This is a genomic window from Virgibacillus sp. MSJ-26, assembly GCF_018918075.1.
Taxonomy (GTDB): Bacteria; Bacillota; Bacilli; order Bacillales; family Amphibacillaceae; genus MSJ-26.
Genome location: NZ_JAHLPW010000005.1, coordinates 227,125 through 247,399 on the forward strand (window position 1 = coordinate 227,125; position 20,275 = coordinate 247,399).

Consider the following 20,275-nt stretch of genomic DNA (forward strand, 5'->3'; position numbering starts at 1 on the left):
TATTTCCCTCCTTTTTAGTTTTTCATAAGTAAAGATAGAGCTTTTCGAATCATTTCATCTGTATTCGAAAGCTTCTCTTTTTGTAATTGTGGGGTAATATCGTTGATCTCTCTACTTGTATACCCTAAAGCCTTCAAAGCTTCTTGTGTTTCTTTAAGTTCTATTTGCGTACTGGTATTAGATTCAGATTGTTCACGAGTGTCAGATATTGAAAATAAAGCAGTCAATTTACCTTTCAAGTCAAGAATAATTTGGCGTGATGTTTTCTTTCCGACTCCAGGGAAACTTGTTAAATATTTATCGTCCTCTCTTTCGACAGCTGCAACAAACTCAGGAATATCAACACTTCCGATTATCGCTAAAGCACTTTTAGGTCCGATACCTGAAACAGAGATCAATTTCATAAACAAGTTTTTTTCATCTTCATTTTTAAATCCAAATAAGGCTTGAGTATCCTCTCTTACATGATGATATGTGTATATTTTTACTTCTTCGTTTAAAGACGTCTGAAAAAAATAAGGATTTGAACATAGAATTTCATATCCTATACCACCTACGTCAACGATAATGACTTCTTCTTGTATGTAAGACAATGTTCCCTTCACGTATGCGATCATTACATCTTCTCCTCTATTATTCCTTCCCTCATTTTAACATAAGAATAAATTATACATAGAAAAATGTAAAACTTCCATTCAACGGAATGGAAGTTTCTCAGCTACTCACTTTGCTTTAAATTATGGTGAATATCTTGAACGTCTTCTTCATCTTCTAGCATTTCTATAAGATTAAGCATTTTTTCTTCATCTTTATCAGATAAAGATGTATAAGTCTGGGGGATTAACGTAACTTCCGCATCTTCCAGTTCATAACCGTGAGATTTCAGATGGTCACAGACGTCTTTAAAATCCTCGGGTACCGTCGTTACTTCATAAATATCTTCTTCCTTTAATATATCTTCTGCGCCTGCTTCTATAGCCTCTAGTGTTATATCGTCCTCATCTATGCTGCCATCTTCATTTGCAATAACAATATAACCTTTTCGATCAAACATAAAGGATACACTCCCAGTTTCCCCCAAGTTGCCACCGTGTTTACTAAATGCATGGCGTACTTCAGATGCCGTTCGATTACGGTTATCTGTCAGCACATTTACAATAACAGCTACGCCACCCGGACCATAACCTTCATAAGTTATCTCTTCATAGGTGACGCCCTCAAGCGTACCTGTTGCCTTTTTTATATTGCGTTCTATATTATCGTTAGGCATATTATCAGCTCTTGCATTATCAATTGCTGTTCTTAAAGCCGCGTTAGTATCAGGGTCTCCCCCACCTTCTTTAGCCGCTGTATAAATATCTTTAGCATGACGCATGAAAATCTTGCCTTTTTTAGCGTCTTGCGCACCTTTTCTTCTTTTAATATTGTTCCATTTAGAATGACCTGCCACCTGCACACTCTCCTCTCTAGAAATTCCTTTTTAACTATACCAAAAAATCCACTTCAATAAAAGGCTCAACTGTTGATCTTACGCAATAAATTAGAAATATGTAGTCCGAACATATTCGAAACATTGACAACTTTTTCGAATGATGTTCGGACTTAATAATTGATTATTATTTATTTCCAAACTGCTTTAGGGATAGCTTTTGTCCCCTAGAAAAGTTTCTTTCGATGATATTTTGGGAGTGGGACACGTTTATGCATTGATTTTTTATGCATTTTTTCTATAATTTCTTTATCCTTTTCGGGGATTTCTTCGCCTTGAATATAAGCATCAATCTTATCATACGTTGTACCCATTTCATCTTCATCGGTCTGGCCAACCCATAAGTCAGCGCTCGGTTTCTTCTGCACGACTTCATCAGGGACACCTAAAACAGTAGCCATCTCCCTGACCTCCGCTTTAGTAAAATCAATAATCGGCTGGATATCAACCCCACCATCACCATACTTCGTAAAATAGCCTGTAAAATACTCAGAAGCATTGTCTGTACCAACAACTAAATAATTGTAATTTGTCGCTATAGTGTATAGTGTGCTCATTCTAAGCCTTGCTCTTAAGTTAGCATCAGCCAACTGTCCATGACTTTCATTGAATTCATCCTTAATTTCATCTTTGATTTGCTTAAACATTAATTGGTGAGTTTCTGATAAATCAACAGTTAACCCTTGAATGCCACAACTTTTGATTACTTTATTAGCATGAACCATATCTTGTTCTTTCGTATTTAAAGGCATCATCACACCAAGGGAGGCATCTGGCATTGCTCTTTGGATAAGATGAGCTACTACAGCTGAATCAAGCCCGCCACTCACGCCAACTACTAAACCTTCCACACCTGTTTCTTTTACCTTTGTTGCTAGCCATGTCACGATGTCATCAATTGTTTTTTGCATTTCCACTATTATCACTCCATTTTAAAAACCCTTACTAGTTATATTAATTTTAACATTGTGTCAGCCCGTTGTGAAAATATTTTACGTTTTTCCCATTTGAAGTCCATTTTCACTAAATAGTTTCGAATAGCTTGGTTTGATTTATGCGAAATAAAATAAATCCATTCCCTTATGACGTCAGTTGGGAGAAGTGTTCCTAAAAGAAACCTTCTCATATTTTCAGAGTTCATCATTTCATAAGCTAATAAGGAGTCCAAATTCCACTGAATATACGGTAAAAATCGTTGACTCAGCTGAATGAAATCATAAATTTGAGGTCTACAGGCCAACAGATCAAAATCAATAAGGTAAATTTGTTTATTTATAATAAAATTATGGGAAGCGACATCTCCATGAATCCATGTTCCTCTCTCAATCGCTTTTATTTCTGAAATAGACCACGGTAAACGAGAGAGCTTTAGTAAATATTTTTCAGTTAAATGTACTATATCCATATAGAGTTTTTCAAAACCATGTTCTATAAAAATATATTCAGTTTTTTTAAATGTATTTAAGCGATTATACCATCTCTCCGTAATTAAGGTGTTTTTCTTCATTGGTTTAATTTTTATTCCCGTTGCACATTTATGAAATTTTTTTAACGCTGCCACAACACTTCTTCGCTCCTCACAAGAGCGATAGTTAACTTTTTTTCCAGAGACATACGGGGATATCGTCCAAATGTAAGTATTACATTTAATTACTTTTTTGCCGTTAGGAAACAATTTAAATAGGATAGAATTGGATTCTCGTCCTTTAATTTCATTAAAAAACTTCCATTGTTGAGCCACGCTTTCTTTATTTTTATGTGCTTTCAAAACCAACAAATCATTATTAAGCGTTTCAATGTAATAAACGCGAGGCTTAATAGTGGATATTTTTTTCGGCTCTAATTGACCTTTATTAAACAAAAAAGAAGAGAGACGATTGTAAAAGATGTCGTCTCTGTCTTCATATCGAATATTTTTCACCGTTTACTCTTCCTCTTCAGCTCTAAAATGTGGAGGGGCTGGGTAGTAATTTTCAGAATGGTTATGTGGCGCTGGTGGATAATGATTCATCGGTTTTTTATCAGTCAATTCTATTGACGGTTTCGGTGAGAGAGCATAATACGATTGATAATTGTCTTTCTCACACCCACAGTCTTCCTTCGGTTTCACAGGTTGAGGGGGCATTTCCATTGATCCTGCATGATATCCAGGCATCATTGGTGGGTAAGGCATGTAACCTTGCGTAAAGTGATGACCATGCGGCTGGCCTCCTGTATAACCGCCCATGTGAAAATTGTCGTAATGCTGTCCTGGCATGTATCCTCCCATAGAATGACATCCACAGTGTTGACCCTCTATCATAGGGGGAACTTGCGGTACTGGTGCGAAGTAATTGCAGCAAACTGGGCACATATGTGTATAATGTCCATGTCCGCCCACTTCTTCCTGCATTGGTGGTGGCGTTGGCACATGTTGCGGCACTGATGGCATCTTATCTTCGAATTCTTTTGATTCTTTATGCTCTTTTTTATGCTCTTTTTGTGGTTGAGTTTCTTTTGGTACCTCTTTTTCTTTTTCCTTAGTTTGAGGCATATTAATCATTGTATAATTTTTCATTTCTTGTTCAATTGTGGGCATCTTCATAATTGGATATTCAGGTATTTGTGGCGTCTGAGGCATTTGTGGTAAAGGCATTTCAGGTTTTACCTCTTTTTTCTTTTCTTTTTCATCTCCTTCAATTACTGGAGTGGGCTTTTTAATTTGCTGTTCTTTAGTTTCTTTTTCCTTTATTTTTTTCTCTTTTACTGGTTTTTCCTTTTTTACTGACTTACTTGTGCTAGGAACTTTGATCTTCATCCCTGGCATAATCATATCAGGGCTTGATATTTGGGTGTTTGCCTGCTTTAATTCTTCAAAATCAACACCATACATTTTTGCAATTTCCCACAATGTATCTCCTTTTTGTACAATGTGTATTTTCAAGATAATCTTATCTCCTTTCCTAAAAACTAGGCTAATTACTCTATACCAACATATGCAACCTTTTGCCAAATGTTGAAGAGAATATACAAAAACACGATAAGCATTGATTTTATTCTCATGTTTCCTTATATTACAATAGATAATTGGCGTTATTTCGGCTGGATACACAAAAAAAGCCGCCTAATCCTTAGTGGATCAGACAGCTTCATGTGGTTAAGCTTCAGAACTTAGAAGTTCAACACGCTTTACAAATTCAATTTCTCCTAATTCTTTTAGCATCATCTCGATTGTAGTATTTAAATGTGTCATTTCTAAAGACAGTGTGACATTTGCTGTTCCCTGAATAGGTATCGTCTGATGAACGGTTAGAACATTACAACCGTGTTTAGAAACAATTCCTAATAGATGTGATAACGTCCCTAGATGATCATCTAAATGGATAAAAAGAGTGACGATTTCATCTTTAACAAGTGATTGAAATGGAAATACGGCGTTTTTATACTTATAAAAAGCACTCCTAGATAATCCAACTTGCCTTACTGCCTGATGAATCGTTTTCGTTTTTCCTTCTTCAAGCAATTTTTTAGCCTTGATTGTTTTCAACATTGCTTCGGGTAATACACTACTTTTAACTAGGTAAAACTTTTCTTTCCCCTCAATCATGCTCATTCCTCATTTATTTGAGATTTCTTATTCAATAAATTCAAACTCGTAATCCATTAATCGAATAGTATCTCCGTCCTTAACTCCCTTGTCTCTTAACGCTTTATCTACACCCATTGTTCTCAATTGTCTAGAAAACCTTTGTGCTGCTTCCTCTCTTGCGAAGTCTGTCATTTGAAACAGCCGTTCAATTTCATGACCAGATAACTTAAATGCTCCATCCGTATCACGTGAGATTGTAAAGGGAGCTTCTTCTTTTTCATGGCGATAGACAACCTTATGCTCTGTTTCTTCAATATCTACAACATCTTTCGGAATCTGGTCTAAGAGGTTAGCTATGGCAAACAGAAGATCTCTGACTCCCTCTTTAGTAATCGTAGAAATAGGATATATATCCACGTTATCATCTAACTTGTTCTTGAATTTCTTTAAATTATCATCAGCTCCTGGCATATCCATTTTATTGGCTACAATTAATTGAGGGCGACTCATTAATTTTTGATCATATTCTTTCAGTTCTTTATTGATAGTCAAATAATCTTCATAAGGGTCTCTACCCTCGATAGCTGCCATATCAATAATATGAACAATCACTCGCGTGCGTTCAACGTGCCTTAAAAACTGGTAGCCCAGTCCTATGCCCTGATGTGCGCCTTCAATCAAACCAGGCAAATCAGCCATCACAAAACTTCTTTGATCTTGAGTATCAACGACACCCAAATTAGGTACGAGGGTCGTAAAATGATAATCGGCTATTTTAGGTTTGGCTGAAGTTACAGTCGATAATAACGTTGACTTTCCTACACTTGGAAAGCCAACGAGCCCGACATCGGCAATTAAGTTTAATTCAACAACTATATTTCTTTCCTGTCCAGGTTCTCCATTTTCAGCAAATGCAGGTGCTGGATTACGCGGGCTTTGAAACCTGCTGTTTCCTCGACCTCCACGCCCCCCTTTAACAATCACTGCTTCCTGTTCATGTTGCGTTAAATCTGCAATGACTTGATCTGTATCTTCATCAATGACTTTGGTTCCCGGTGGGACTGCAACAACTAATGGTTCAGCATTTTTACCATGTTGATTTTGACTCATTCCATTTTCCCCACGTTTTGCTTTGAAATGACGGTTATATCTAAAGTCCATTAATGTGTTAAGACCTTCATCCACTTTAAATACAACATTTCCACCATCTCCGCCATCTCCTCCTGCGGGTCCACCCTTAGGTACATACTTTTCGCGTCGATAGGCAACAAGACCATTTCCTCCGTCACCTGCCTTGACATATACACTGGCCTGATCAATAAACAAGCTAAATCACCTCTTTAATCATTCGGGAATAACAATCTGTAACGCGTCTTTTCGTCATTGGTTTCTAATTGCTCCCCTAGTCTATTTAAGTTTTTAATCATATTACTCTTATCACTAAAATACCCTTTTATTGTAATAATTAATTCAATCTTATTCACATTTTCATCTAAATCAATTGTCATTTCATACAATTCACTATCTAATATGGACATTTCTATTGAATTCACTACTTGTTTACATTGACTTACAAACTCATTGTCCAATTCTTTTAAGGGTTTGTCGGTATGTATGTTATACGATAAACGAATGTTTTTATGCCACATATTAAATCTAATAATCCATAAATTGAATTCTGGTGTGTTTAAATTCATTAGCTTTCTTTCTTCTGTGAAGCCCTCAACTAATTCATCCAATTTATGACTAACTTGGTCATACTTTTTCATGCTTAAATACCCTTTAATAATTTGTACTTGATTCATTAGATCATGTCGATAATGCTGAAGTAATTCAATAACTTCCTCATTTCTCACATACTCTCCCCCTTGTCCTGTTAGAAAGTATATCAAATATTAAGACCAAGTTCATGTTTGATAAAATAATATTCATATGTTGAAGTGAACTTCTAACTCTTTATTCTTGTATAGTTCTTCCACACAACCTAATATTTCGTCGCATAAGATATAAACTGCGACATAGTGACAATTAAATATGTGGTCCTTTTAATCCTAGCAAATTGAGTGCGTGACCTCGCTCCGGCAGAATACTTCGCTTTCCATGGGCCAGGAAGAATTGGGTTTCATTCTTCCCACTTCAGCCTCCTCAGAAGCAAAGAACGCTTCTTCCGGGGTCTTCAGACTCGTGGGACTGCACTATCGTTCGCCCCATCGAAGACCATTTGCTTTTCCCATAGGACAAGGAAAGCTTCGAAGCGTTACATCGCACGAAGAAAATTGGTTTGTATTTTCGAGGAGTCTGCGTATTCTGCCTACGCTATTATAGACTCTACGATTTATGATTAGACATTCGCCAAATGATTAAGTATTACAGACTTCTTCTTGTCGTGAAAGTAAGCAATTATAAGCGGAGGAAATACGCGGAGACTCCTGGGACTGCAGCAAGCTTCGTCCCACCGAAAACCTTTGTGGGAGCTGAGGCCTAGATGAGACCCCGCAGGGCTCGCCCGAGGAGGCTCATCAGCCGCCCACGGAAAGCGTAGCGTATTTCCGTAGCGATAGTTTACCTCATTCTTTTAATAGATAGTGTTAAATTACTGCGCAGTTTATGTATAATGCGACTGCTTGGTTGATTATAAAGCCCAAAAAAGCTCTAACCAACTAGGTTAGAGCTTTTAACAATTACTGTGCAACTTCTTCTACTTCTGGATAGACACTTACTTTTCTGCGTTTACGACCAACGCGTTCGTATTTAACAACACCATCAATCTTAGCAAAAAGTGTATCGTCTCCACCGATTCCTACGTTTTCACCTGGATAAATGGAGGTTCCACGCTGACGGAATAGAATTGATCCACCTGTTACGAATTGTCCATCTGCACGCTTAGAACCTAAACGTTTAGCATGTGAATCACGACCATTCCTAGTACTACCAGCACCTTTTTTCTGTGCGAAAAACTGTAAATCTAATCGTAGCATCATAATCCCTCCTTATTTTCTTTTATTTTTATGAACTGACCATACTCTTCTTCAATCGTCTGTAAGGAAACAACCATAGCTTCAAACAATAAAGAAACTTTATTCCATAACTGGACATTAATCGGTTGAGGTATTTCCACGAAAAGATAGCCACCTTCACGACCTTGATCTATGTCAAGACTTACTTCACATAATTCCATGACTGCATTAACTGAACCAAAGGACACGGCGGAAACCGCTGCACAAACTAAATCGTATCCATATGGACCACTCTCAGCATGTCCAGAAATTTCAAATGAAGAAATTTTACTTTTTTGTTTATAGATGGTTACCTCAATCATCTTTTGTCAATCCTTATAAATTAATCTTTTCAACTACTAATTTTGTGTAAGGCTGACGGTGTCCTTGTTTACGGCTATAGTTTTTCTTAGGCTTATATTTGAAAACTGTTATCTTCTTCTGAAGTCCTTGTTTAGCAACTTTAGCTGTTACTGTTGCTCCTTCGACATATGGAGAGCCAACTTTTACATCATCTCCACCTACAAAAAGAACTTTGTCAAATGTCATTGTTTCTTCTGCGTCAGCTGACACTTTTTCAACATAGATTTCTTGACCTTCAGTAACTTTTACTTGTTTACCGCCTGTTTCAATAATTGCGTACATTAACTGCACCTCCCTGTTAACTAAGACTCGCCATACAGGTATCTATTTATAGATTTAAAACCTGATCTGTGCGGTTGTAGCACTGGTGCTACATAAAGAACATTACGATATTACCACGTTCTATAGCTTTTTGTCAAGAGTTGAAAACTTTTCTTCAAGATAATCATTTTTCAAATCGCCAATTTCTACGTTCACTTTCTTTTCATAAAAATATGAATGCAGGCAATCATTTTCATCTAAAAGCTGTCTTCTTTTATTAGGATAAGTTACATATATAAAGTGTTTTTCATCTTTATAAAATTGAGAAAACACTTTCATTAAAGGCGTATAATATGGCACAGAAATATTTCTCACGTTATTAAGACCACTGTGTCCCTGATACCTATTAAGTAAAAAACGAATAAAAACATAATAACGTTTTTTCCATTCGGATCTATTTTCCATAAATAAAAACATAAGAATTAAAAAAGCACTTAAATTAAATGAATACATAAGAATTTGTATAAGCAAAAAAAACAAGGAACCAATCATAGAAATAATGATATTCATATTATACGCTTTTTGAAAAGGGGTAAATTTAGATAATATCAAAAATAAAATTTTCCCACCATCTAATGGCCAAATCGGCAATAAATTAAAAATTAATATCAGTGTATTATAATAAAGCACCATATCGACTATAGGAATACTTACTAGTTGTACAGAATTAAAACTATTTAAATAAAGTAAAAAGTAGATGAATACATGCTGCAATGGACCGGCAATCGTAACAAGTAATTCTTCATGAACCGGCCTGCTTCCGTGTTCATCTGTTTCCATGACGCCTCCAAATATCCATAACATTACCCGCTTAATACGCCATTTAAAAAACTTAGCCATCGAATAATGCCCGAGTTCATGGATTAACACGATAATTAAAATAACAAATAATTGCATAAAAGTACCGGTTACAAAAGAAATAATAATAAATATTATAAGAATTGGATGAATATGAATGGGTGGAAGTAATTTACTGCCTATCATCGACTTTTATCACCTGAGCTGGATCGATATATTGATTATCCTTTTTTATTGAAAAGTAAACCCATTCATTTTTTTTTGATGGTGTAAATTGACCGACCACTTGATTACTCTCGATAAACTGATATAAATGAACATCAATAGCCTCTAAGTGCCCGTATGTTGTTTGTGATCCATCTGGATGTTGGATAATGATTGTCTTTTGCGTATCTTGATCATTTCCAGCAAAAATAACAATACCCTCTTCCATGGCAGACACATCGATTTCTTTCTCAGGTGCTATCATGATACCTTGTCCGTTATCTTGAAACGTTTGTGCTACAGAACCACTTGCAGGCAACACAACCGGATTTGTGTCCTGAACAACCTCTTTATGTCTATTAGTCAGAGACATAGGATGTCCAAATGTTGTTTTATACCAATGATTTACCTTTGCAAATGGAAATTCCTCTGTCAAAGCATAAGTTGTCCATTTTTCAACACGGGGGAAATATTCTACATCAGACTCCCATAAAATAGCCACGCTTAAAAAAAGAATAACCGAAAGGGTTCCTTTTAATAAAAACGTGGAAACAGAACGATTAGAAGGATCACTTTTGTTTTTTGTTGAAATGTTTTCAAAAAAACTTGGGTAAACCCCATGTTTCTCTTCTTCTTGAGGCAATACTGGTGTTATATCGTTTATATGTTTCCTGTTCTTTTCATTCGGAAATCCTCTCATTTTTTTACGTTTACTTATTGATTTTCTAACACGCCGAACTCCTTTATTCATTAGCTCACCCACTATCCTCTTTTAATCATTTGTACAAGTCTATGAATGTAAGAGGCGAGATATGAGTTAATATTTCGACACCAACTACCAAAGCTTTATCACATTAATTTTTGACGCAATAGATATAAACTGAGTAAACTCTTTGCGTCTTCATCCTGGTCTATGCGTCTCCGCTGGACTTATGCACTTTCGTCTATATCCCATCCTTTACATCGGAGGCTGAAGCAGGAAAAATGATCTGCAATTCCTCTCAGGGCGAGGTGTTCTGCAGAAACGATGGCGTTCTCACTCAAATTATTAGCATAAAAAGATCCGCATTATTAATGTGTCACTATGTCGCAATTTATAGATAATATAAATATCTTTTATAAATGAACATAAAAAAATGAATGAAGAAACGGTGTCTCATTCATCCATTCATATTCATCTATCAGTCTGTATTTATGATCGCATACCTAGGAATTGTTTTATCTTCTTAAAGACACCTGTGTCATCTTCAAGAGATTGTAAAGGTACAGTTTCACCTAATATACGTCTGGCAATGTTTCGATAAGCAATTGACGCTTTAGATTTAGGTTGAAATGCAATCGGTTCACCTTCATTTGAAGCTTTAATTACTTCGTCGTCATCTAAAACAATGCCAATTAAATCAATAGATAAAACTTGAACTATATCATCGATACTCATCATATCCCCATTTTTCATCATGTGATTACGAATGCGATTTATAACAAGGACTGGCGGATCGATTTCTTCTTGTTCTAGTAGTCCAATAATACGGTCTCCATCACGAACACTTGATTTTTCAGGTGTCGTGACAACAATGGCTTTATCTGCGCCGGCAATCGCATTTTGAAATCCTTGTTCAATACCAGCCGGACAATCAATAATAATATAATCATATTCCTCTTTTAACTCTTTAATAATATCTACCATACCTTCTTTGGTAATAGCAGATTTATCACTTGTTTGTGCTGCTGGTAGTAAAGAAAGAAATTCAAATCGTTTATCTTTAATCAACGCCTGATTCGTTTTACATCTTCCTTGAATAACGTCAACAATATCATAAATAATTCTATTCTCAAGCCCCATTATCACGTCCAAATTACGTAGACCGATATCCGTATCTATTAAACATACTTTCTTTCCCATTAATGCCAAAGCGGTTCCAATATTTGCCGTAGTTGTTGTTTTACCAACACCGCCTTTACCCGATGTAATGACTATGGCTTCACCCATTCAGCATTCTCCTTTCGAATCCACTTAAACTCTTTCGTTTCTGAGTTAGCACTTGTAATCTATCAATCATAATCTTATCCTGTTTTTCATCGATATATCCACATTCCATATAAATTCCTTGTGGCTCATAATCAGGGGCACGACTGATATAATCAGCTATTCTTAGTTGACTTGGTTTCATATATGAAGCAACAATTATTGCTTGATAATCTCCGTCACTGCCTGCATGAGCAATGCCATTTAGTTTCCCCATAATATAAACGTTACCAGTTGATATGACCTTACCACCTGGATTAACATCCCCAATCAGCAATAAATCACCTGTGACTTCAAGGACTTGACCAGAACGGACAATACGATTAATGGATTTAATTTCATCGTTTGCCAACCATGTCAGTGCTTCTTCTCGAGTTATCAAATTGGAGTCGCAAGATTGGAGAGTAAAATTATTTCCTTCTTCAATTATATTTTCAAGTTTGTTTAATTGTTCTTTATGTAAGTAACGATTACCTAATTTAACCGTTACCGGAACATTGGGCTCGTCTTTTTGTCTTTGGCTGGAAGTGAGTGTTTCACGTAGCTCAGCTAATGCCTCTTCAAATGAGCACGTATCATCTATAAATAATGTGAGCCCTTCCCTAGTACCTTTAATTAATATTAGTTGTTGTTTTTTCACCATGCACTATTCACCTCACTTACACCCACAGTCATTCGTTTAAAGAGTTGCTAAGACTTCGGTCTACGAGCTATATCCAACTTGCCATTGAGAAAACTTCTTAGAAAGAATTGGATAAATTAAAATTAAAAAGATAATATTCGCTAACATAGTTGGCAACAAACGATATATTAAATAATCGCCCAATGATAAGTCTGTATATCCAATCATTGTAAAAATTAAATAAATAAGCCAATCAGCCAAAATAATTCCCAATATACCAAACAATAAAGTTGAAGCTAGGTTACTATGTAGCAACCTCGTTAGTTTCTTTATTATATAGATTGTGATTGCGTACGTAAACATATAAACACCTAAAACATGAATGTACACCACATCAATTAATAAACCAAAAATGATTGCATAAATCAAAGAGTAGTTTGATTCTTCATCATCATAAAATATCGCGGAGAAGACTAGGCAAATTAAAACCCAATGAGAGATGATCAATGATTTACCACTTGTAATATTTACAGGCAATAACTCTAAGGCCACTCCTTCTAACACCATAACTAGGAATAGTACGAGAGGTAAGTAAAATCTGTTCATTACTCACCCTCCTCCTCATCATCCATCATATCATCTGTTCCCTCTAAAGTACGATCAACTACAATCACATGGTCGATATCATACATATCAGCAGAAGGTTCAATTAACGCCGTTTGTGTTAAGCCGTATTGATCGGGTATAACTTCTTTTACTTTTCCAATTGGCAGACCTGCTGGGAAAACACCACCTAGTCCTGAGGAAACTACCAACTCATCCTCTTTTAGGTCTTTATCGGATTCATCAATTATTTTAAACATTAAAGAATGATTTTCTTCATCATATTCTTCAGTTAAACCAACAATATCTTCACCTTTTTTTCGGGAAATAGAAGCCGATATTCGGCTATTTTGATCAAATCCTGTTAATAATTGAACTGTTGAGGTGAATTTTGATGTTGATTGAATCTTTCCAACCATTCCTTCAGCAGTAATGACGGCCATGTTTTTCTTCACACCTGCTTGCTCACCCTTATTAATTGTCACCTGATCAATCCATCTTTCCGGTGATCGAGAAATGACTGTTGCTTGGATGGAATTATAGTCTCTGATGGAATCAGTAACCTCGAGCGACTCTCTTAGTTCTTCATTTTCTTCTTTCAATTCTTGCACTTCATAAATCAATGTTTTATATTCTGATACTTTTTCCTTTAAAAGTTGATTTTCTTGATAGGTCTTCTTAATATCCCCTATATTTGTAAACATGTCAGTAAAGAAGTTTACAGGTGTATAGATAACGCTTTGAGCCCAACCCACTGTATCACTAACAAATTGTTCTGCAGTTGTTAGTCGGTCTCTATCTCTTAACGAATAACCAATCAAAACAACAAGAATAATAATCCCTATTAATAGGATAAATAACCGTTTTTTTCGAAATAATGACATCAAAACAACACCTACTTAATCAATGGTGGGACGTGTGGATACATTTGGATGTGTTCTAAAATGCTGAATGTATTCCAATGATTTACCTGTACCAATTGCTACACTATCTAAAGGATCTTCCGTAACAAAGACAGGCATCTTCGTCTCATCACTTATTACTTTATCAATATTATTTAAAAGAGCTCCCCCACCAGATAATACAATACCCCTGTCCATAATATCAGCTGCTAGTTCTGGTGGAGTTTTTTCTAATGTAGACTTAACTGCTTCAACAATCGAATTTACAGCTTCGTGTATGGACTCTGAAATTTCCTTCGCTGTAATCGTGATTGTTTTAGGTAAACCGGATAATAAATCCCGACCGCGAATGTCCATTTCCCTATCTTCTAAGATCTCACCAGCAGACCCAATATCCATCTTAACAGATTCTGCAGATCGTTCACCGATCAATAAATTATAATTTTTACGAATATGATTAATTATCGATTCATCTATATTATCACCCGCGGTACGAATCGAACGACTTGTTACAATACCACCTAAAGATATAACAGCTACTTCTGTCGTTCCTCCACCAATATCAACAATCATACTTCCTGTTGGTTCCCAGACAGGTAACCCCGCGCCAATAGCAGCTGCGAAAGGCTCAGCGATTGGAAAAGCATCTTTAGCCCCAGCTTGCTTCGTTGCATCAATAACTGCACGTTCTTCAACCATAGTAATTCCAGATGGAACACAAACCATGACACTTGGCTTTTTGGCAAACAATGAACGATTTTTCATCGCTTTTTTTATATAATATTTCATCATTGTAGCGGTTGTATCATACTCAGCAATCACACCATCTTTCATCGGTCTAATAACAGATATATTTCCTGGTGTTCGTCCAATCATATTTCTAGCATAACTACCAACGGCTTCAACTTCGCCACTTTCAATATTTTTTGCGACCACTGTTGGTTCTCGAACAACGACTCCTTTACCTTTTACGAAAACAAGTGTATTAGCAGTTCCTAAATCTATCCCTAAATCCTGTGTAAAGTTGAATAAACCCAAAAAAATCTCCCTCTTTCTAAGCTGCAGTTGCTCACAATACAAGCTAAAACGATAGTACTTATATTATGTGAATTACTAATTATACATTCATTTTAACTTCAAATAAAACCAAATTATCAATTTTAATAAGCGTCACTCTCAATAAATAATGAAAATGACGCTATTTTTACAATCTCTATATAATTATACGAAATAATGATTAAAATTGATAGTACTATAAATACCCTTTTTCTTTTAATGAGACAAATTTTCGATTACCAATAATTAAATGGTCCAAAAGTTCGATACCAATCATCTTTCCAGACTCAACCAACCGCCTTGTTACGTGGATGTCTTCTTGAGAAGGAGTCGGGTCACCAGAAGGATGGTTATGTGCGACAATGATTGAGGCCGCAGAACGCTTAACAGCCTCTCGGAACACTTCACGAGGGTGCACGATAGAAGCATTTAAACTTCCAATAAAAATAGTTTGTCTATGAATGATTTGATTTTTAGTATTTAAGAAGAGCGTTACGAAATGTTCTTGATTAAGACTTCGCATTTCTTCCATCACATAGTCTGCACCGTCTTCGGGCGAGCGAATAACATATCGCTCTTCTGGTTTATACTCATTCATTCGTTTTCCAAGTTCGATTGCAGATAAAACCAAGACACCTTTGGCATTTCCAATCCCTTTTATAGCTGTTAATTCCTCTATTGTTGCGTCCCTTAATAAATTCAATCCTTCAAAATGCATGAGTACTCGATTTGATAAGGCCATCACTGATTCTTGTTTTGTTCCCGTACCAAGTAATATTGCAAGCAATTCTTGATTCGAAAGATGGTTTGATCCAAATTTTAACATACGTTCTCTCGGTCTGTCTTCTTTTGGCACATCTTTAATCATAATAGGTTGCACACTTATCATTTCCCCTTTATATAGTATGATGGCTTGATCATAGCGAAAGGAAAGCTTTCAGACAACCTGATAAGTATGTAATTTAGTAGACAAAATTATCTTAATTTGCATATTTCCAATCATATAAATAGCTTTTTGGTAAAATTAACACACTAAAAAACATATTACTATGATAAATCCCTTAAATTGACTAACAAAGTGTAATCCGTTTTTCACTTCTCTATAAAAAGCTCATATTGAAGCCACATGTTTAATAAATCTTCTTGTGTAGGTGAACGGCCATCTTCTTTAATTTCTTTAACAATCGCTTGAATAGATTCCTTAAAACTTTCTAGTGAACCAGAATCGTCTGGTAAATCTGAAAGCAACTTTTCCAAGCTGCTTATGGAGCTATTTTCCTGTTCATCTAATTCTTCTATAGAAGATGTTAGCCATTTTTGAAATGAATTTATCCACTCTTCTTCATTACTAGTCAGACTTATCTCTGAGGCTTGTGTTGCCCACTCTTTAACAAATACCTCCAATTCTTCTTCTTCGATTCTACTTGCTAATTTTTCCCCTTTTTCTAATGTATGAGCTACTCCTAATAATAAAAAATATTCGTTCTCACGTGGCCAAATTATCGTAGGAATCTCATTCTCTTGATATTTTCGAGCGAATTCTTCGGCATTTTCTTCACTTGAAAAAACGCCACCTTGCAAGATATATGCTTGTATAGTCGGTAATTCAATATTATCTTCACCTTCAATTTCATCATCTTTTTCAGTCGCTTTATCTAAATTTACTACAGGGTTATTACCCGGGGTCGCCATGCCATTATCAATGGTTCCAAAGATTTTCAACATAACAAATCCAAATATAGATCCAATTATCAACGCTAGAAAAATTGTGGTTATCAATGGCTTGAATTTTAAAATCAATTGCTTCCCTCTATTTGAACCAACACTTTTCTTTTTTGCGCGTTCATTAGTAAAATGATTTGTTTTTTCCACAGTCGCAGCTACCTCATCTTTGATCGATCGATTCCATGTAGCTTTATTTACCTCTTTGTCTATTTTCTTACCATTCATCTTTACAATTGGTTTTCGTCTATGTGTCACGCTTCCCACTCACTTTACTAGTTTAGTTTGTCAATAAGTCTAGCATAAGTGGTATAAAAAAGAAGGCGAAAATTGTCAGTGAAATCTATATTTATTTCTACAAAAAATGCAGTTCATATAATTATCGTAAATAATCATCTCTCCGCATCTTTTCTCTAACTTGAGAGATAAAATTTAATGATCCCGTTATAAAATACACGCTATTAGGATCAGTTGAATGGTTAAGAATATTTGAAAGTTGTTCTTCCCAGTCATTCACTACTTGGATGTTCTCCCTTGTGCTATATTTACTTAACTCGTCCATACCTGCTGATCGCTCGTGTTCAAATGACGTTAAAGTGATGGACTTAAAATGTGGGATACATTGCCCAATCATTTGATCAAGATCTTTATCTTTAAAAACCCCAAAAAGAAGATGTTTTTCAGCATACTGATAATGACTTGAAATTGTATTTAAAAATGTTTCAATACCAGCTGGATTATGAGCACCATCTAAGATAATCGTCGGATCATTGTATATTGGCTCAAATCTACCTGGAATGGATGCGAGTCGTAATGCTGTCTGTACAGCATCCCATTTAATGGAATAACCCTGTTCTCGAAGCATATTCACAGCCTTAAGAGCAACGGAACAATTCTCCACTTGATGTCTCCCACTCATTTTTAATATAACAGGAAGATTAGTTTCCTCATCATGCCAGATAAAGTTTTCTCCTTCTTGCTTCACCTCTATATTGGAATATGTAAATTCATCACCCAATTTAAATAATGGTGCATTCTTTGATCTAGTCTCTTGTAAAATGATTGTTTCTACACTTGATTGCATTTTACCAATAACTACTGGTATATTACTTTTAATAATACCAGCTTTATGTGTCGCTATTTGTTCTATTTTATTACCCAAATATGTCGTATGATCTAAACTTACACTCGTAATAATAGAAATCATCGGATTTACACAGTTGGTTGCATCTTCTAATCCACCCATGCCAGTTTCAATTAATGAAATATCAGCGATTTTGGAGAAATAAATAAAAGCTACCACCGTTATAATTTCAAACTCAGTTACATGGAACCCTTGTTCATCCATTTGTTGTATACTGGGAAGTATCGTATTCATTATATTTATAAAGAAGTCTTCTTCAATCATTTGATCGTTTACAAACAAATGGCCGGTAAGACCAGTCATGCTTGGTGAAGTAAAAACACCAACCTTATACTGATTAGCAATAAGTGCGCTTTTTATATAATTTAACGTGGATCCTTTACCATTGGTACCGGCTATGTGGATGGCCTTTATTTTGTTTTGTGGATTATCAAGCTTATTTAACAATTTTTTTATTCTGTCAAGCCCAGGCTTAATCCCGTATTTTTTTCGGTTATAAAAAAAAGCTTCAACTTGATCCATATTTTCGAGCATAGTTACACCACTTTTCACTTTTTAAACTAAACTGAGTATAGCAATAGATTGAGGACTCTATCAAATTTACATGAAGGAGATAAGGTAATAATGCACGGATGGATTATTTATAATGGCAATTTACCAGGTAATAAATTTTTAGATTTTGCAGAAATGCTACAAGCAGCTGCAATTCGAAATAAACATGAGGTTAATATTTATAAGAACAACGATTTATTAAGTGTTTTGGATCAGTCTCACTTAACCCTACTTTATAATAATAACTTAGCATTACCTGATTATATCATTTTTACAGATAAAGATATTTATTTAGCAAGACAACTAGAATTATTAGGTATTCCTGTTTTTAACTCAGCAGAATCCATAGCTATTAGTGATGATAAAATTTCAACATATCAGCAACTCGCCGCGAATCATCTACCCATACCAAGAACAATTATAGCTCCAAAGGTTTTTACTAGTCACAGAGAAAGCTCATTGAATGTTGATGCTGTTGTTGAGGAATTAAAATTACCATTAATTGTAAAGGAGTCATTTGGATCTTTTGGTGAACAAGTCTATTTAATTCATACAAAAGAAGAACTTGTTAAAAAGATGGACACCTTACACGGTAAAGCATACATTTTCCAGGAATTTATCCATACAAGTTACGGAAAAGATTTAAGACTTCAAGTTGTTGGCGATAGGGTCGTTGCAGCTATGATGCGTACTTCTAGAGATGATTTTCGTGCCAATATTACGAGCGGTGGAAAAATGAAACTATATCAACCAACTAAAGCAGAAGAGGAGCTTGCTATTGCAGGCACCAAGGCAATTGGTGCAGACTTTGCCGGTGTCGATCTTTTATTTGGTGAGGATGGTCCACTTATTTGTGAAATTAATTCAAATGCTCATATCCGCAATATATATGACTGTACAAATATAAATGTGGCTGACTTTATTATTGATTATATCGAAAGAACAATATAGAAAAGTGAGATGAGTTGTTATGCAAACAGGATGGTTAATCTATTCAAAATCAGACGCAAAAGAAAATAAATCATTTATTAACTGGTGCACGGCGGAAGCCTCTCTACAAGATATCAATTTAAAGTTAGTATTACATGAAAATATTGAAATAGGTGTCGTATCAAATCAATTATCTTGCCAAATTAATGGTCAATCAACTGATTTACCCGAGCTTGCCATTGTAAGAACAATTGACTTTTTGCTAAGTCTGCAACTTGAGGCGATGGGTGTTAATATCTTTAACCCTTCAGAAGTTTCAATGGTGTGTAACAATAAGGCGTTGACTCATTTTATGATTCGAAAACTCAATGTTCCCATGCTTGATACTTTATTTATTAAAGCAGAGAACTTAACTAATCAGCCACCAATGAGTTACCCTTTTGTTGTTAAAGATGCTGAAAGTCATGGGGGTAAAGACGTTTATTTAATCAAAAATCAAGTAGAGTGGACGAAGCATTTGACTCTACTTTCATCCAAAAAATTAATTGTTCAGTCGTGTGATGTCCAACTAGGAAAAGATTTACGCGTATTCGTTGTAGGCAAAAAAATCATCGGTAGTGTGTTACGTAAAAGTAAAACAGATTTTAGAGCTAACTTTAAATTAGGAGGTTCAGCTGTTTGGTATGATTTAAGCTCACATGAAGAACTGATGATCAATAAAATTATTAGTCATTTTGACTTTGGAATGGTGGGTATTGACTTTTTAATCGATCATAATGGTAACTTGCTCTTCAACGAAATAGAAGACGTTGTCGGTTCAAGAATTCTTAGTGAAGTCTCTAATAAAAATATTGTCCGAGAATATATGACCTATATTAAAAATAGACTATACTAGACATTAAAATCTCTTGCATAGTTGATATATTATGGGCAGAAAATCTTTCTAAGACTAATCACAAATTTGTGGAGCTTAGAAAGG

The 20,275-nt window shown here is 35.4% G+C and carries 23 protein-coding genes and 1 other annotated feature; of the genes, 2 read left to right on the forward strand and 21 right to left on the reverse strand.

Annotated elements, in window-relative coordinates; translation table 11 throughout:
- Positions 1-14 precede the first annotated feature (14 nt).
- The 21 genes from ruvA to KQI49_RS06755 all read right to left on the reverse strand — a co-directional run bounded on the left by ruvA (position 15) and on the right by KQI49_RS06755 (position 18,348).
- Positions 15-617, reverse strand: coding sequence for a Holliday junction branch migration protein RuvA (gene ruvA / locus KQI49_RS06655; protein WP_216487589.1), 603 nt, complete (start codon positions 615-617; stop codon positions 15-17).
- 101 nt (positions 618-718) lie between these two features.
- On the reverse strand, positions 719-1,450 hold the full coding sequence (locus tag KQI49_RS06660) for a YebC/PmpR family DNA-binding transcriptional regulator (RefSeq protein WP_216487590.1): 732 nt from the start codon (positions 1,448-1,450) through the stop codon (positions 719-721).
- A 206-nt stretch (positions 1,451-1,656) separates the two neighbouring features.
- Positions 1,657-2,400, reverse strand: coding sequence for an NAD(+) synthase (gene nadE, locus KQI49_RS06665; RefSeq protein ID WP_216487656.1), 744 nt, complete (start codon positions 2,398-2,400; stop codon positions 1,657-1,659).
- A 38-nt stretch (positions 2,401-2,438) separates the two neighbouring features.
- A complete protein-coding gene (locus KQI49_RS06670) occupies positions 2,439-3,410 on the reverse strand; it encodes a phosphotransferase (protein WP_216487591.1) in 972 nt (323 codons plus the stop codon).
- Positions 3,411-3,413: 3 nt separating this feature from the next.
- On the reverse strand, positions 3,414-4,412 hold the full coding sequence (gene safA, locus KQI49_RS18545) for a SafA/ExsA family spore coat assembly protein (RefSeq protein ID WP_253286701.1): 999 nt from the start codon (positions 4,410-4,412) through the stop codon (positions 3,414-3,416).
- 213 nt (positions 4,413-4,625) lie between these two features.
- Positions 4,626-5,075, reverse strand: a complete 450-nt coding sequence (locus tag KQI49_RS06680) for an ACT domain-containing protein (protein ID WP_216487592.1) — start codon at positions 5,073-5,075, stop codon at positions 4,626-4,628.
- 27 nt (positions 5,076-5,102) lie between these two features.
- Positions 5,103-6,383 carry a GTPase ObgE gene (gene obgE / locus KQI49_RS06685; protein WP_216487593.1) on the reverse strand — a complete coding sequence of 427 codons (1,281 nt, stop codon included), beginning with the start codon at positions 6,381-6,383 and terminating at the stop codon, positions 5,103-5,105.
- Positions 6,384-6,397: 14 nt separating this feature from the next.
- The gene (locus KQI49_RS06690) at positions 6,398-6,913 is read right to left on the reverse strand and encodes a Spo0B domain-containing protein (RefSeq protein ID WP_216487594.1); all 516 of its coding nucleotides are present in this window, start codon (positions 6,911-6,913) and stop codon (positions 6,398-6,400) included.
- A gap of 825 nt (positions 6,914-7,738) precedes the next feature.
- The gene (rpmA, locus tag KQI49_RS06695) at positions 7,739-8,035 is read right to left on the reverse strand and encodes a 50S ribosomal protein L27 (protein WP_216487595.1); all 297 of its coding nucleotides are present in this window, start codon (positions 8,033-8,035) and stop codon (positions 7,739-7,741) included.
- A complete protein-coding gene (locus KQI49_RS06700) occupies positions 8,035-8,376 on the reverse strand; it encodes a ribosomal-processing cysteine protease Prp (protein ID WP_216487596.1) in 342 nt (113 codons plus the stop codon). Before KQI49_RS06700 ends, rpmA begins: the two co-directional genes overlap by 1 nt.
- Before the next feature lie 13 nt (positions 8,377-8,389).
- Entirely contained in the window at positions 8,390-8,698 is a 309-nt protein-coding gene (gene rplU / locus KQI49_RS06705; protein WP_216487597.1) for a 50S ribosomal protein L21, read from the reverse strand.
- Positions 8,699-8,711: 13 nt separating this feature from the next.
- Positions 8,712-8,784: a sequence feature (ribosomal protein L21 leader region), on the reverse strand.
- A 34-nt stretch (positions 8,785-8,818) separates the two neighbouring features.
- Positions 8,819-9,721, reverse strand: coding sequence for a M50 family metallopeptidase (locus KQI49_RS06710; protein ID WP_216487598.1), 903 nt, complete (start codon positions 9,719-9,721; stop codon positions 8,819-8,821).
- The gene (locus KQI49_RS06715) at positions 9,708-10,490 is read right to left on the reverse strand and encodes a M23 family metallopeptidase (RefSeq protein ID WP_216487599.1); all 783 of its coding nucleotides are present in this window, start codon (positions 10,488-10,490) and stop codon (positions 9,708-9,710) included. Before KQI49_RS06715 ends, KQI49_RS06710 begins: the two co-directional genes overlap by 14 nt.
- A gap of 441 nt (positions 10,491-10,931) precedes the next feature.
- Positions 10,932-11,729, reverse strand: coding sequence for a septum site-determining protein MinD (gene minD / locus KQI49_RS06720; RefSeq protein WP_216487600.1), 798 nt, complete (start codon positions 11,727-11,729; stop codon positions 10,932-10,934).
- Complete coding sequence (minC, locus tag KQI49_RS06725) at positions 11,722-12,408, reverse strand: septum site-determining protein MinC (protein WP_216487601.1); 687 nt, start codon at positions 12,406-12,408, stop codon at positions 11,722-11,724. The genes minD and minC overlap by 8 nt, the downstream gene beginning before the upstream one ends.
- A 60-nt stretch (positions 12,409-12,468) precedes the next feature.
- Positions 12,469-12,993 carry a rod shape-determining protein MreD gene (mreD, locus tag KQI49_RS06730; RefSeq protein WP_216487602.1) on the reverse strand — a complete coding sequence of 175 codons (525 nt, stop codon included), beginning with the start codon at positions 12,991-12,993 and terminating at the stop codon, positions 12,469-12,471.
- A complete protein-coding gene (gene mreC, locus KQI49_RS06735) occupies positions 12,993-13,874 on the reverse strand; it encodes a rod shape-determining protein MreC (protein WP_216487603.1) in 882 nt (293 codons plus the stop codon). The genes mreD and mreC overlap by 1 nt, the downstream gene beginning before the upstream one ends.
- Positions 13,875-13,889: 15 nt before the next feature.
- On the reverse strand, positions 13,890-14,930 hold the full coding sequence (locus KQI49_RS06740) for a rod shape-determining protein (protein ID WP_305852317.1): 1,041 nt from the start codon (positions 14,928-14,930) through the stop codon (positions 13,890-13,892).
- A gap of 214 nt (positions 14,931-15,144) precedes the next feature.
- Positions 15,145-15,837 (reverse strand): RadC family protein, encoded by a 693-nt coding sequence (radC, locus tag KQI49_RS06745; RefSeq protein ID WP_305852318.1) that lies wholly within the window; start codon positions 15,835-15,837, stop codon positions 15,145-15,147.
- A gap of 203 nt (positions 15,838-16,040) precedes the next feature.
- The gene (locus KQI49_RS06750) at positions 16,041-16,928 is read right to left on the reverse strand and encodes a hypothetical protein (protein WP_216487604.1); all 888 of its coding nucleotides are present in this window, start codon (positions 16,926-16,928) and stop codon (positions 16,041-16,043) included.
- Between the two features lie 121 nt (positions 16,929-17,049).
- Positions 17,050-18,348 carry a bifunctional folylpolyglutamate synthase/dihydrofolate synthase gene (locus KQI49_RS06755; RefSeq protein WP_216487605.1) on the reverse strand — a complete coding sequence of 433 codons (1,299 nt, stop codon included), beginning with the start codon at positions 18,346-18,348 and terminating at the stop codon, positions 17,050-17,052.
- A 90-nt stretch (positions 18,349-18,438) separates the two neighbouring features.
- On the opposite strand from KQI49_RS06755, the gene KQI49_RS06760 reads away from it, so the two are divergent.
- Both KQI49_RS06760 and KQI49_RS06765 read left to right on the forward strand, forming a co-directional pair.
- The gene (locus KQI49_RS06760; RefSeq protein ID WP_216487606.1) at positions 18,439-19,317 is read left to right on the forward strand and encodes an ATP-grasp domain-containing protein; all 879 of its coding nucleotides are present in this window, start codon (positions 18,439-18,441) and stop codon (positions 19,315-19,317) included.
- Positions 19,318-19,336: 19 nt separating this feature from the next.
- Positions 19,337-20,191 carry an ATP-grasp domain-containing protein gene (locus tag KQI49_RS06765; RefSeq protein WP_216487607.1) on the forward strand — a complete coding sequence of 285 codons (855 nt, stop codon included), beginning with the start codon at positions 19,337-19,339 and terminating at the stop codon, positions 20,189-20,191.
- Positions 20,192-20,275: the final 84 nt, after the last annotated feature.

What these genes read in the sequence shown, in the direction of transcription:
- KQI49_RS06760 (WP_216487606.1), top strand. Translation starts at nt 18,439, where the DNA reads ATGCACGGATGGATTATTTATAATGGCAATTTACCAGGTAATAAATTT.
- rpmA (WP_216487595.1), bottom strand. Translation starts at nt 8,035, where the DNA reads ATGCTACGATTAGATTTACAGTTTTTCGCACAGAAAAAAGGTGCTGGT.
- KQI49_RS06715 (WP_216487599.1), bottom strand. Translation starts at nt 10,490, where the DNA reads ATGAATAAAGGAGTTCGGCGTGTTAGAAAATCAATAAGTAAACGTAAA.
- mreC (WP_216487603.1), bottom strand. Translation starts at nt 13,874, where the DNA reads ATGTCATTATTTCGAAAAAAACGGTTATTTATCCTATTAATAGGGATT.
- nadE (WP_216487656.1), bottom strand. Translation starts at nt 2,400, where the DNA reads ATGCAAAAAACAATTGATGACATCGTGACATGGCTAGCAACAAAGGTA.
- ruvA (WP_216487589.1), bottom strand. Translation starts at nt 617, where the DNA reads ATGATCGCATACGTGAAGGGAACATTGTCTTACATACAAGAAGAAGTC.
- KQI49_RS06700 (WP_216487596.1), bottom strand. Translation starts at nt 8,376, where the DNA reads ATGATTGAGGTAACCATCTATAAACAAAAAAGTAAAATTTCTTCATTT.
- minD (WP_216487600.1), bottom strand. Translation starts at nt 11,729, where the DNA reads ATGGGTGAAGCCATAGTCATTACATCGGGTAAAGGCGGTGTTGGTAAA.
- KQI49_RS06680 (WP_216487592.1), bottom strand. Translation starts at nt 5,075, where the DNA reads ATGATTGAGGGGAAAGAAAAGTTTTACCTAGTTAAAAGTAGTGTATTA.
- KQI49_RS06710 (WP_216487598.1), bottom strand. Translation starts at nt 9,721, where the DNA reads ATGATAGGCAGTAAATTACTTCCACCCATTCATATTCATCCAATTCTT.
- KQI49_RS06755 (WP_216487605.1), bottom strand. Translation starts at nt 18,348, where the DNA reads ATGCTCGAAAATATGGATCAAGTTGAAGCTTTTTTTTATAACCGAAAA.
- KQI49_RS06765 (WP_216487607.1), top strand. Translation starts at nt 19,337, where the DNA reads ATGCAAACAGGATGGTTAATCTATTCAAAATCAGACGCAAAAGAAAAT.
- mreD (WP_216487602.1), bottom strand. Translation starts at nt 12,993, where the DNA reads ATGAACAGATTTTACTTACCTCTCGTACTATTCCTAGTTATGGTGTTA.
- radC (WP_305852318.1), bottom strand. Translation starts at nt 15,837, where the DNA reads ATGATAAGTGTGCAACCTATTATGATTAAAGATGTGCCAAAAGAAGAC.
- rplU (WP_216487597.1), bottom strand. Translation starts at nt 8,698, where the DNA reads ATGTACGCAATTATTGAAACAGGCGGTAAACAAGTAAAAGTTACTGAA.
- minC (WP_216487601.1), bottom strand. Translation starts at nt 12,408, where the DNA reads ATGGTGAAAAAACAACAACTAATATTAATTAAAGGTACTAGGGAAGGG.